Raw genomic sequence first — 12,818 nt, 5'->3', positions numbered from 1 at the left:
TAGTCAACTTCTATAAGGTTTTCGCACTTCTGATGAGAAAAAATGCCATAAATCCTAATTTCTCTGTGTGGGTAAATGCATCTGCTGGTACAGGCAAAACAAAAATCTTAATAGACAGAGTATTGAGACTTTTATTAGAAAACAAAAGAAATATTCTTTGCTTAACATTTACCAACGCTGCAGCAAACGAGATGGAGAATCGCATTCACAGCATACTCAGTAAGTGGGCAATATGCTCAGAGAGTGTGTTGATAGCAGATTTAGAACAATTAGATTTCTTTCCGATGCCATCCCAGCACCCCTACTTGTCATCCCAGTGCGTGACACTGGGATCCAGAAAAAATGAAGCACTTGATCGTTATTTAGCAAGAGCAAGAAGGCTTTTCTCTGAATTGGAAAATCTTGGCCTAACTATACAAACCATACACGCTTTCTGTTACAAGTTAATTTCCAACTTTCCCATAGAAGCTGGCATCGCCCCAAATTGTACGCTGAGTGAATGTAAAGAATTACATTCCATCATATTCAATAAAGTGCTTCATAACGAAACTGTGCAGAATGATATCAACCTTATTGCAACTGAAATTGATGAAAATAAACTACGCGATTTGCTTTATACTTTATGTGTAAAGAGATCGATGTCAGCAAATGATTCGGAATATATCAAAGATAAACTCAATGCTCCAGATGGAATTCATGATTTACAAAGTGGAACGACTGAGCATATAAAAAGATTAGCAGAGATATTAAGTGAAGGCAGTAAAAGAGATCAGAGTTATAGTGCAATGTTCTCTGATTGGTGTGACAGCACCAATAAGGAGGATATAGAAAGTCTAGCCAAGGTATTTCTCAAATCAGAATCGCACGAAAAAAAGAACATATCATCCATTGCAACAAAAAGTATTTTGGAGAAATTTAGAGATGCAGAGCAAATAATAGAGAGCGTTCAGAATGTAGTGTTTACTCATATAAAAAACATGAACTCTTATCAAATATTCAAGAGAACGAGTAGCTTACTTGGTATATTTAAAGTATATATTGATCTATATAATAGCGAAAAATCAAAAAATGCACTGCTTGACTACAATGATATAATTGACTTAGCAACAAATCTTCTCAGCAATCCAAACTACAAAGATTGGGTATTGTTTAACTTGGATCAAAAAATAGATCACATTCTTGTTGATGAGGCGCAAGACAATAGCATCAGCCAGTGGAAAATTATAACAAATCTCTGCGATGAATTTTTTGCCGGTAATGATGAAAAGCGAACCTTATTTGTAGTTGGTGACGTAAAACAATCCATATACAGATTTCAAGGAGCAAATCCCCATCTATTTAACTATATGCAACAATACTTTCATACGAAAACTGGTGGTAGAGATTGGATATCATGCCAACTTGAAAAGTCATTTCGTTCAACTCCAGAAGTTTTGATGCTTGTAGATAGAATATTTAACAACTTCCGCGCAGAAATATCTTTTGTTGATAATGAAATAAAACATGTTCCACATAGAGAAAATGATCAAGGGTATATTGAAATTTGGCCAGCGTTGCCAAAGTGTAAAGAGAAAGAACAGCGAGCTTTACAAATTCCTCTGACATGCAAGGAAGGTTATACAATAGCAGATCGATTACTTGCTCAGGCAATAGCCCACAAAATTCACAACTGGTTAAACGAAGGGCGGATTTTAGTCGCTAAAGATTGCCATATAGAGCCAAGGGACATTGTGATTCTGGTACGGCAACGAAACGTGTTAGTTGATTACATAATAAGCGAACTTAAAAAAGCAAACGTGCCAGTTGTAGGCCGAGATTATTTTAGAATTATGGATTATATAGCCGTGCAGGACTTAATAGCTTTGGCCGAATTTTTACTCCTCCAGGCAAATGATCTAGCTCTTGCAAATGCTTTAAAATCACCACTATTTAATTTTACCGAGGATGATTTATTTAACATTGCATACGACCGCAAAGAACAGTCGTTATGGGAAAGACTTCAAGATTATCATGGGGTTATCTATAGTGAATTAAACTATCTCATTAACTTATCTCGCATAGAGTCTCCTCTTGCACTATTTACACATATATTGCGTACAGGTAAGAAGAAATTTGCTGCAAGGCTAGGTCTTGAGTGCTTCGAGGTTCTAGACGAATTTATGAACCTTGTGTTGCAATTTAAAAACCCATCTCTTCAAGCATTTGTTCAATGGATCAAGGAGAATAACCCAGAGATTAAGAATGATATGCAATCAGAACGCAATGCTGTGCGAATAATGACGATTCACAAATCAAAAGGCCTGCAAGCTCCCATAGTATTTTTGGTTGATACAAACACAGTGCCAAGAGACAGTGAAAGCATTATCTTTGATGGAACGGAAGTGCCATTTTGGTGTGGAAAAAACAATAACGTTTATTGTGATCAAGTAAAAAGGGAGAAAAAACTAGAGGATTATAATGAATATTTGCGTTTATTATACGTAGCACTCACGCGTGCTGAAGATGAGTTATACATCTTAAGTAAAGAGCCAGTGCAAAAGGGCTCTTGGTATGATCTAATCACTCAGTATGGAACATCATATGAAAAGAAACAAGCATACTTACAGCCAATATTTAAAGAAAAAGTTGAAGTGCTATGTGTGAACGCAAACTACCCTTACATTTATAAAAAACGTGATTACTTTGACGTTCCGGTCATTTCCCTTCCACCAGCTTTAGCCCACTCTTCGGTGTCATCCCAGCGTCTTCCCCTGTCATCCCAGTGCTTGACACTGGGATCCAGTAAAAAAGAAGAAAAGCCAGCATCAGCTACTCACTCTTCGATGTCATTTCAGCACGTGACGCTGGAACCTGGAGAAAAAAAGCCAGTGTCAAGCACTGGGATGACAAATAGGGGTATTGGAATGACAGATGAGAGTGCTGGAATGACAACAAGGAGCATTGGGATGACAGATGGTTATGCAAGAGGCCTGATTATTCACAGCATATTGCAGTATATGCCCAAGATAGAAAAAGAAAGGAGAAAAAATTGGGTCAGAAAATACCTTGATAACATCAGTGAAGATAAGGATGAAATTTACAGTAAAATATTAACCTTTAATGAAAAATATGGCTATTTGTTTGACTTGGAAGGCAAATCAGAGATTACACTGAGTGGAACAATTGATGGCAAGTCAGTATTAGTACGACTAGATAGGCTATGCATAACGCGAGATAAAGCAATCATAATTGACTACAAATCACACCGTAACGTTTCTGTTTCCTTATTAAATGAAATAAAAAAACAGATGTTAATCTATAAAACCTTAGTACAAGAAATATATCCAAACAAGCAAGTAGAGTGCGTGGTTATTTGGGTGGAAGATTTAACTCTGCAATCTGACTTTTGATGAAACTTGATTGCAAGAGTGCGGTAAAAAGAATCTACAGGTTTTCACAACAGCCTATTTTCCTTGAAACTAAAATAGCTACTGAATGTAATAATAATGTGATCTATTAATTCTATTCCTATACTTTGGCAAGCTTCTGCTAGTTGTCTAGTGAGAGATATATCGCTATTTGAAGGTTGTGTATCTCCGCTTGGATGATTGTGAGATATTACAATGGATGTTGAACCAATCAAAAGTGCGCGCTTGATGATCTCTCTGACATAAAGAGGAGTTTGATCTACTGTACCAATATTTTGCAGGTCTTCCGCTATTAGACGATACTTTTTATTCATATAGATGACGCGAAAATTTTCCTTATTGAGGCTTCCTATACTTATTCTTAAATAATCAAGCAATTTTTCCCAGTTATCGATTACAGGCAGGTTTTTTATTTCTTCTCTTGCAGAACGAACAAAGGTTTGTTTTACACAAAAGATGGCAGATATCGCTGCATTGCTGACACCATCAACGTTTTGCAGCGCTTCCAGGTCAGCATTAAAAACTTTATTTAAGCTGCCAAAACTTTTTATCAAACTCTTTGCCACCGGTTTTACATCAATTCTACTATATGCTGAATATAAAATGTGCTCTAAAACTCCATAATCAAGTAATGATTGTCCATTATCTAAAATAATTTTCTCTCTTAGGCGCTTTCTATGCCCCTTTTTGTAATTTTTCATCATCAATGAATTGCTTATCTCTTGTATAATAAGAAATTAGATTTTTAAGTAAAATATTTAATAAAGCGTATGACACACAATTGTAAGAACATTCATTTTTAAAGACAGCAAATGGTGTCATGAAAGTAGCTAACGCGAGCTCTACTTCATACCGCCGCGGTATCTCAGCAGATCCCGCTAACACGTAGCGGGATGACGGTTGTCGGTAGGCCTAAATTACTTTAGCCATAAATATTTAAGAAATTCACCAAACGAAAAAAAAGGCAAAAGAAGCCCTAGTCACTGTTTATTGTCAGTATTGGCGTTTTTTAAGTCTTAAACACTGCAATTTAGCTGCTTTTAAACGGCAACTAACCTTAGCTTTAATATTTAAGAAATTTACTAGGCAGAAAAAAAAGGCGTAGAAAACCCGTGGTAGCTAGTTATTACACTCTCTATTTTAAAATTTGACGTTGGGTGATGTCTTGAACGCTTTATAAGCGCGTTTCAGCTTATGTAGGTAAAAACCAGAAATTTTATAAAGACATACGGTGCACATAGTGCAAAAAATTAAACAATAGTACGCCAAATACAAGTTTTCTTGTCATTTTAATCTGCTGCAGAGATTGCGAAGTTAAATAAAATAGCTTCACTTTCATAATAAGAGGACTGGCGAGGTTTGTCAAGGAATTTTTATACAAGAGATCTATTGAAATGCCCCTGTAAAATTATACTATTAATTAGTGCACTGTAAATTTAAAATTATAGATATGTTAAGCAGATTGGTAATTTTGCTATTAGTTTTTATACTTCCTTTTTCTTCATACTCATACCAGTTTAGAACCAAAGCAAAGCAAGCAGTAGTCTTAGATTTAGCTTCAGACTCGCTTATTTTTGACCATAATTCCGATGAAAAAATGGCCCCATCTTCAATGAGTAAGTTAATGACTTTATATATAGCCTTCGATTATCTAAAAGCTGGAATAATAAATATGGAGGATAAATTTCGAGTAAGCAGAAAAGCGTGGGAAAGAAAAGGCTCTTCTATGTTTTTAAAAGAAGGTCAATCCGTTACGGTGAGGGAATTACTCGAAGGAATTACAATAGTCTCAGGTAATGATGCCTGCATAACACTAGCCGAAGGTATTGCAGGATCAGAAGAGAATTTTGTGGCTGAAATGAATGAGGTTGCACAAAATTTGAACCTGAATGACAGTCATTTTGTCAACTCAAGCGGGTGGCCAGATGGAGATCATTTTATGAGCGCAAAAGACTTGGTAATGCTGGCAAAAAGGATTTTCACTGATTTTCCTGAATATTACGATTTATTTTCTGAACAATATTTGACATATAACGAAATTGCACAAAAGAATAAAAATCTTCTACTTTTTCACGACATTGGGGTTGACGGTTTAAAAACCGGTTATACGAATGCTGGTGGTTATGGCATTGTAGCATCTGCAAAACGAAATGATAGGAGAATTTTTGCTGTCGTAAATGGTTTAGACACTGAGAAAGGGCGAATAGAAGAAGCAAAAAGACTGATACAATACTCCTTAAATCATTTTAATACTAAGAAAATATTTGCTAAAGACAGTGTAGTTGAGGAAGTAAATGTTCTCTATGGAAAAGATAAAAAAGTGCCTATTACAGTTGCAAACGATGTTGCCATAACTTACAACCGCAAATTGCACGACCAAATTAAGGTGCGTATTGAATATAAAGATATGATACCTGCACCCATTAAAAAAGGTCAAGAAGTGGGCAAAGTTTTTGTAGAAATACCAGGTATTGAGCAACAAACTACACCTCTTTATGCAGCAAATGACGTACAGGAATTGAATTTCATAGAAAAGTTTTTTAGAATGTTATTTTAAGTTTAATATATTGGCTTTCAAAGCAATTTCGAAAGAGAGATCTATTGCACTTTAGCATAGCCTTAGCTAACAATTTCTGTTACAATACAAGATTGAAATGTTACGAAAATGTGCTGGTTATATTTGTTGCTGTCTAGTATCCTAGAGATACTGTGGGCTGTAACGTTAAAGTTTAGTAACAGTTTTACTAAAGTTGTGCCTTTGATTGCAACATTGGTAATTATGATCATTAGCATTTACTTTTTATCTCTTGCAGCATGCTTTCTACCTATTAGAGTATGCTATGCAGTTTCCTCTGGGATATGCACAATTGGAATAACTATAATTGGTGCAACCGCTTTCACAGAGAATATTAATTTATCTCAAGTTTTATGTATCATTTTAATTGTAATAGGAACCATAGGGCTGAAGCTCTCTATTTAAACCTAAAAATTTATGCATGAATTGGATATATTTACTCTTATCGTCACTAATTGAAGTGTTCTGGGTCATAACACTTAAGCATAGTTGTGGATTTACTCATCTCGTACCATCAATAATTAGCATATTCTCCATGGCTCTTAGTACGTATTTACTTTTGCTCGCTATACGTTCTATACCTATCGGAGTATGCTATGCAATTTGGACTGGAGTAGGTGCTATAGGAGCTTCGATACTTGGAGTTTACCTATTTAATGAACCAGTTAATTTATTCGAAGTAATATGCTTTATTTTAGTTACATTCGGGATTATAGGATTAAAATTGTTTGATACTGCAAAACAAAATTAGGAGATACTTCCTGCCCATTTACGTTTTGCGCTTCTTTCGTTTCATCCATTTTAGTACTAGGTTTTAATATGCTATATGTAATACCACCAACTGCTAGCGCTGCTATTGTAACTGCAGCTACTGCTATCATTATGGGCATCAATTCAACTGCAACTGTTCCGGTTACAAAAAGTGCCACTGCTACAGCAGTACCTAACAATGCGGTTGCACCACCGGCAGAAATACTTTTATTAAGTGCTTGCTGCTTCAGTTGTTTTTCTTCTGCTTCTTTCAGAAGCTTCTTTATAAAGTCACGTTCAGCTAAATCTCTCGGAGTTTTACCATCTTTATTCTTTAATAAAGGATCTGCACCATTTGCTATGAGAATTTTTACTACTTCTGTACGGCCATTTGGGGCAGCCAAATGTAAAGGAGTCCGCCCATTCTTCCCTTTTGCATTAACATCAGCCTCTTTTGCTAATAGAGCGTCAACTATCTCTTTATGGCCATTTGGGGCAGCAAAGTGTAAAGGAATCCACCCATCCTTCCCTTTTGCATTAACATTAATTCCTTCTACTTTTAATAAGGCACCTGCCACATTTCCTAGATTACCACAAGTAACTAAGTGTAACAATGCGCATTGAATATTTCCGACTTGAAACAGGTAATTTACATCAAAATCAGTTTTCTCCCATTCCTCATATGCACTTGAATCTATTACTTTTAACTTCTCCTTTACTTTTTCAATTACATTATCTTTACTTAAATCTGCTTCATTATCGATTGCACTTAATATTTCTTTCCACTGCTCATATTTCATTGTCATAACTCTACCTCAAATAATATTTTAATTATTACATATTACAGAAAAAAAGTCAACCCTACCTAATTCTTATTAGCGAGCACACTAACTATGAAACAGTCTATGTTACCATCAAAAACGGAATTTGTATTCCCCATTTCATATCCGGTTCTTAAATCCTTCACCATTTGATATGGATGCATAACGTACGATCTGATCTGATTACCCCAGCCTATATCGCATTTTTTACCATATTCTTCAGCCATCTTTTGTTCTTTCTTTTCCAGTTCAATTTGGTATAAACGGCCTTTAAGTAATTTTAACGCCTCATCTTTATTTCTGTGTTGAGAACGACCATTTTGGCATTGAACTACAACACCAGTTGGAATATGCGTAATGCGTACCGCACTTTCAGTCTTGTTCACGTGCTGACCGCCTGCTCCAGAAGCTCGGTAGGTGTTGATCTTTAGATCCTTTTCATCCACAGCAATATCCATTGAATCTTCGATCACTGGAGTTACTCCTACACTTGCAAAACTGGTATGACGTTTACCATTTGCATCAAACGGCGATATTCTAACCAGCCTGTGAATTCCACTTTCACTTTTTGCCCACCCGTAAGCTTTTTCTCCAACGATTTTTATCATTGCAGACTTTATACCAACCGACTCTCCTTCTAATTTTTCTATAACTTCAACTTTAAAGTTGTGATAAATTTCTGCCCATCTTACATACATGCGCATGAGCATCTCAGCCCAATCATTGCTCTCTGTTCCGCCAGCTCCTGAGTGGATTTCTAAAAAACAATTATTATTATCTGCTTCACCAGTAAATAAGGATTCTGTCTCTTTAAGTTTGATTAATTTCTCTAGCTTAGCTAATTCACTTTCAACTTCAGAGAAAAATTCTTCATCATTCTCATCAATAGCAGACTTCATTAAGCTAATGGCATCGTTGTAATCGCTTTCCAGCTTTAAAAACAACTCTATGTCATTCTTAATTTTAGAACGTTCTTTTAAAATTTCTTGTGCCTTTTGATTGTCTTGCCACAGATTATCATTCGACGCCTGGGAATCCAGCTCTTCAAGACGCAACTTTAATTCTTCTATGTCAAAGACACCTCCTTATAAGAGAAATACTTTTATTTAAACCTTGAAAGTATTCGAAAATTTCTGAATAAGTTTTCATTATACTTTAGATTTTAATATATTTACTATTACTAATAATAACAGCAAACAAAATAGAAATTTAACCATATGATAGTTAATTCAAAATAATTTCATTATACTTTAATGTTTAAGGAAATCAAGTGTGTGTATTTATTAAAAAATAAGGTAAAGTAATGAATATTAAAATAAGTTCTCATTATGGTTTAGACAAAAAGGCTATTGATGACTTAATAGAGTCACTTGATAACGAGGAGCTAGAAAATGTTCGTAATATTGTAAAAACGATAGATAGCGTTCAGTTAGCTTATTTTTTATCTACTTCAATCAGTGATCACAGGGAGAAATTAGTTAATATCCTCGATCAACATTTGTTAAGTGATGCCCTAGTGCATGTAGTGCCAGATTTACAAAGAGAGATCATAGAAACATTGGGAATAGAAAATACAGCAAAGTTACTAATGCTCCTTGATGTAGAAGATGTAGTAACCATAGTGAAAGATTTGGATAGAAAGTCTATAGAAAACATACTTAACTACTTACCCAATGCAACTCAAAAATTAGTAGAGGAGTTGCTATCATACCCAGAAGAAAGTGCAGGAAGGCTGATACATAAAGATATGGTTATAGCTCCATATTATTGGACAATAAATCAACTGACAGAATTTGTGTGCAACTATAAAAAAATACCAGAAAGATTTCACCAGATATTCATTATCAACTCAAAATTAGAGCCTATAGGCAGTGTTAATTTAAATAAGGTAATATCTCACTCAGGAGACACAATAATAAAAGAGATAATGGATCATGAAATAAAGATCATTAAAACTGGAGTAGACCAAGAGGAAGTAGCAAGAATATTTAAAGATTACTCTCTATTATCGGCTCCGGTAGTAAATAAGAATGGTAAAATTATTGGTGTGATCTTAATTGAAGATGTGATAAAAGTTGTTCAACAAGAAACAGAAGAGGATGTACTCAAAATAAGCGGTGTATCTTCTAAAGCCGATATAAATGCCCCTATACATAAAACTATAATTAAAAGGCTACCTTGGTTACTGTTTAACCTCTTAGCTGCAACAATGTGTTCCATAGTAGTTGGCTTTTTCGATGATGTAATAAAAAGTTTTATAGTACTACCAATAATCATGCCGATAATTGCATCAATGAGCGGAAATGCAGGATCCCAAACAGTAACGCTAACCATCCGGGCAATCGCAACAAAATATCTAACTGAGCAAAATGCAAAAAGAGTACTGATGAAAGAATTTTTAATAGGTCTTATAAACGGGGTAATTTTATCTACCATTTCACTCGTAGTATTAGCAATAAGATTTCACAATTTCAAAGTGGAGATGATTTTTGTGGTCTCCATGATTATGATGTCAATTATTGCAACGTTCATCGGAACTTTCATTCCTATAATACTTCACCGTTTAAAGTCTGACCCTGCAGTTTCTTCTTCAATTCTAACATCGGCAACAACTGATATTCTCTCAGCTCTTATATTTCTTGGTTTAGCTACGATCTTTTTATTAAATAGCTAATACTATCTATAGCTATACCGCCGCGGTATCTCGGCATAGATTCCGCTAACAAGTAGCGGAATGACGGTTTTTCAAATTGTCGTAAGTCAGTTTAGCTATAATATCAAGTTTCACCAACTATTTCCTTCTATTAAATAAGAATAAATTACCTATACAAAAATAGATTGGCAATATTTCAAGTCTACCAAGCAGCATCAAAAACGACAAAAATAATTTTACTTCATTACTGAAAGAAGAATAGTTACCTGAAGGGCCTATTAAATTACTAAATCCCGGGCCAGAATTTGTAAGCGTTGCAGAGACTGAGCTGATGCTAGTTATAAAGTCTGCATTGCTTAAGTAAGACATCACTATTGATGAAATGGTAAACGTTAACATGAAAATTGCAAAAAATATAAAGACAGAGTGAACTTCATCATTCTCCAGGGTTTTTCCGTTGAATTTTACCATATTACCTGCACCTGGGTTTAATAAAAGGCGAAAGTGATTTCCTATAGACTTTAGAAAAATGATCAAACGAAAGATTTTGATGCCACCACTTGAAGAACCACTACATCCACCAACAAAGGTTAGAAAAAAAGCTAAGACTGAAATGAAGCTCCAATCTATATGATTACAGATTGCATAACCAGTTGACGTAATCAAGGAGGTGATGGTAAATATGCTGCATCTAAATGATAATGACACTCCTAAATCAACATTTTGATACAACCAAAAACAAGCAAATAAAGATGAAACAATAGCTACCCTTACAAAGTAAGAAACCTGTTCATCATGGCAAATGTCTAACCGTCTTATAATTTTTAAATAGCTAAGAAAAGGCAGAGAACCCAAAATCATAAAAATGATCGTTATGACTTCTAACATAGGGTTATTATAGTGCCCTATAGAATCATTATAGTTAGCAAATCCACCAGTCGATACAGCGGACATTCCGTGACATATTGCATCAAACAGTGGCATACCAGCCAGATAATAGGAAAATATACATAACAAAATTAGGCCATAATATATTGCTGTAATATGAATTACTACGCTTCGCGTGTTCGGCAACTTCCTTTTTGTAGCATCTGAATATTCAGAATAAAGTAAATTATTTAGGCTGAGAATCTTAAACATAGGAAAAACTGCAATTCCTAAAGTGATTACACCAAAACCCCCTATGCCATGTAGCATTGCTCTCCATAGCAGTATTCCTGGAGATTGTTTTTCAATATCATTAAATATAGTTGCCCCTGTGGTTGTGATGCCAGATATCGTTTCAAATAATGCATCAACATAGCTCAGATTATCAAAATAGAAAGGAATAGCTGCAAACAAAGACAAGGCAATCCAGGTGCAACTAGTAATCGCAAAAATTGCCGGCATGCCATTTAATTTACCGAGTAAAATAAAAATTACGCCAGATGTGCAGGTAATTATGAATCCAGCGAGAAAATTTTTCCATTCGTAGCTGAGACATTTATTAATAATAGCAGGAATAAGCATTGCTAAGCTAAACAGCAATAGGAATATTCCCACAATAAATACAATTGAACGTAAGCGTTCCATAGAGTTACTTTTTAGCTATACAAAACCATAAAAGCTATTCTAACGTCAAGCACTTTGTTGGCCTTTATTAACAGTTATTAACAATATACTTGACTTACTTGTAAATATGTGTGATAATTAAGATTATTATAAAAAATAGAGGTAAAATATGAACAGTTTTCAGCAATATACAACGCATTAAAGTCCATAAGTTCTGACGAAAGTCTGAATCAGGATAACGTAATTGGAGCAATAAAAAGTCAATTACCATCAGATTCAGATGCATGTAAAGAGTGGGAAAAAGGGGAATTTAGTTTAGATCATGTGTTTACTACTGTTAATGATTACGGAGCAGAATCTAAACACACATTATTAACGGTTGCTTTTAACCGTGCAGATTCAAAGGTGGCAAATTTTCTAATAAAAGTAGGGGCTAATGTTAATGCAGTGGGTGAAGATGGATTGACTCCATTGATTATTGCTATTGAAAAGAAATTTGATAATCCTACTAATAAAGCTTTAGTAGATCTTCTAATAGGAAAGGCTGATGTTAACGCAGCAGGTGCAGATGGAATGACTCCAATATCTAAGGCTGTTGAACGTGGCGATTTAGAGACATTCGAAGCTCTAAAGAAAAAAGGGGCTAATGTTAACATACAGGTATATGGAATGACTCTATTAAAGTGGGCTGAGGATCATCAATCCGATTCACAGATAAAGAAAGAAGACATGGAAGAGATAATAAATACTCTTTCAAAAGAAAAGGAACAAAACAGTGAGTCTACTGACAAACAAACCCTAGAAAAGAACGATACAACCTTCTGGAGTGAGCACAAGAGGAAGATTGCTCTAGGTGCCACTGTCGTATGCACAGCTGGTGCTGTTGCAGCCTATGTGCTAGCGTATCCTGCAGTTGCACTGGCTTTAGCAGTTTTGGCAGCAGTTATATTAATGGGTGCTGGTATTGCTAAGGTTTTAGAAGATCCAAGTGTAGAAGGATTATCTACATCAAAGGAACAAAGAGCGTAGCATTAATCAATATAATGTGATATATAGTAAAC

11 protein-coding genes are annotated in these 12,818 nt (G+C 35.1%); 6 read left to right on the top strand and 5 right to left on the bottom strand.

Features of this window, described 5'->3' with window-relative positions; all coding sequences use genetic code 11:
• Positions 1–32: 32 nt before the first annotated feature.
• A complete protein-coding gene (locus MWH06_05050) occupies positions 33–3,389 on the top strand; it encodes a UvrD-helicase domain-containing protein (GenBank protein ID UPA54664.1) in 3,357 nt (1,118 codons plus the stop codon).
• Positions 3,390–3,433: 44 nt separating this feature from the next.
• Here the strand turns inward: MWH06_05050 and radC are convergent, their stop codons facing one another.
• A complete protein-coding gene (gene radC, locus MWH06_05045; protein ID UPA54663.1) occupies positions 3,434–4,108 on the bottom strand; it encodes a DNA repair protein RadC in 675 nt (224 codons plus the stop codon).
• Positions 4,083–4,292: a hypothetical protein gene (locus MWH06_05040; protein UPA54662.1), complete on the bottom strand. Its 210-nt coding sequence runs from the start codon at positions 4,290–4,292 to the stop codon at positions 4,083–4,085. Before MWH06_05040 ends, radC begins: the two co-directional genes overlap by 26 nt.
• A gap of 565 nt (positions 4,293–4,857) precedes the next feature.
• Between MWH06_05040 and MWH06_05035 the strand changes: the two genes are divergently transcribed.
• The 3 genes from MWH06_05035 to MWH06_05025 all read left to right on the top strand — a co-directional run bounded on the left by MWH06_05035 (position 4,858) and on the right by MWH06_05025 (position 6,733).
• Entirely contained in the window at positions 4,858–5,964 is a 1,107-nt protein-coding gene (locus MWH06_05035; GenBank protein ID UPA54661.1) for a D-alanyl-D-alanine carboxypeptidase, read from the top strand.
• Between the two features lie 108 nt (positions 5,965–6,072).
• Positions 6,073–6,387: an SMR family transporter gene (locus tag MWH06_05030; GenBank protein ID UPA54660.1), complete on the top strand. Its 315-nt coding sequence runs from the start codon at positions 6,073–6,075 to the stop codon at positions 6,385–6,387.
• Between the two features lie 16 nt (positions 6,388–6,403).
• Positions 6,404–6,733, top strand: coding sequence for a multidrug efflux SMR transporter (locus tag MWH06_05025; GenBank protein ID UPA54659.1), 330 nt, complete (start codon positions 6,404–6,406; stop codon positions 6,731–6,733).
• On the opposite strand, the gene MWH06_05020 is transcribed toward MWH06_05025, so the two are convergent.
• Together MWH06_05020 and prfB are read right to left on the bottom strand one after the other, a co-directional pair.
• Entirely contained in the window at positions 6,693–7,538 is an 846-nt protein-coding gene (locus tag MWH06_05020; GenBank protein UPA54658.1) for an ankyrin repeat domain-containing protein, read from the bottom strand. The genes MWH06_05025 and MWH06_05020 overlap by 41 nt on opposite strands.
• 59 nt (positions 7,539–7,597) lie before the next feature.
• A protein-coding gene (gene prfB / locus MWH06_05015) for a peptide chain release factor 2 (protein ID UPA54657.1) occupies positions 7,598–8,702 on the bottom strand; the annotation gives its coding sequence in 2 pieces (ribosomal slippage) (positions 7,598–8,626 and positions 8,628–8,702; 1,104 coding nt in all).
• 154 nt (positions 8,703–8,856) lie between these two features.
• Between prfB and mgtE the strand changes: the two genes are divergently transcribed.
• Positions 8,857–10,227, top strand: a complete 1,371-nt coding sequence (gene mgtE / locus MWH06_05010) for a magnesium transporter (GenBank protein UPA54656.1) — start codon at positions 8,857–8,859, stop codon at positions 10,225–10,227.
• A gap of 117 nt (positions 10,228–10,344) precedes the next feature.
• Here mgtE and MWH06_05005 read toward each other — a convergent pair whose 3' ends face one another.
• Positions 10,345–11,778 carry a TrkH family potassium uptake protein gene (locus tag MWH06_05005; GenBank protein ID UPA54655.1) on the bottom strand — a complete coding sequence of 478 codons (1,434 nt, stop codon included), beginning with the start codon at positions 11,776–11,778 and terminating at the stop codon, positions 10,345–10,347.
• A gap of 303 nt (positions 11,779–12,081) precedes the next feature.
• Between MWH06_05005 and MWH06_05000 the strand changes: the two genes are divergently transcribed.
• A complete protein-coding gene (locus MWH06_05000) occupies positions 12,082–12,786 on the top strand; it encodes an ankyrin repeat domain-containing protein (protein UPA54654.1) in 705 nt (234 codons plus the stop codon).
• Positions 12,787–12,818: the final 32 nt, after the last annotated feature.

The sequence above is a fragment of the Wolbachia pipientis genome (genome assembly GCA_023052945.1).
Classification (GTDB): Bacteria; Pseudomonadota; Alphaproteobacteria; order Rickettsiales; family Anaplasmataceae; genus Wolbachia.
This window is presented reverse-complemented; position numbering and strand designations above follow the sequence as displayed.

Coding starts and splice junctions, on each gene's coding strand:
- MWH06_05030 (UPA54660.1), top strand. CDS start 6,073: ATGTGCTGGTTATATTTGTTGCTGTCTAGTATCCTAGAGATACTGTGG.
- radC (UPA54663.1), bottom strand. CDS start 4,108: ATGAAAAATTACAAAAAGGGGCATAGAAAGCGCCTAAGAGAGAAAATT.
- MWH06_05005 (UPA54655.1), bottom strand. CDS start 11,778: ATGGAACGCTTACGTTCAATTGTATTTATTGTGGGAATATTCCTATTG.
- MWH06_05025 (UPA54659.1), top strand. CDS start 6,404: ATGAATTGGATATATTTACTCTTATCGTCACTAATTGAAGTGTTCTGG.
- MWH06_05035 (UPA54661.1), top strand. CDS start 4,858: ATGTTAAGCAGATTGGTAATTTTGCTATTAGTTTTTATACTTCCTTTT.
- MWH06_05050 (UPA54664.1), top strand. CDS start 33: ATGAGAAAAAATGCCATAAATCCTAATTTCTCTGTGTGGGTAAATGCA.
- mgtE (UPA54656.1), top strand. CDS start 8,857: ATGAATATTAAAATAAGTTCTCATTATGGTTTAGACAAAAAGGCTATT.
- MWH06_05020 (UPA54658.1), bottom strand. CDS start 7,538: ATGACAATGAAATATGAGCAGTGGAAAGAAATATTAAGTGCAATCGAT.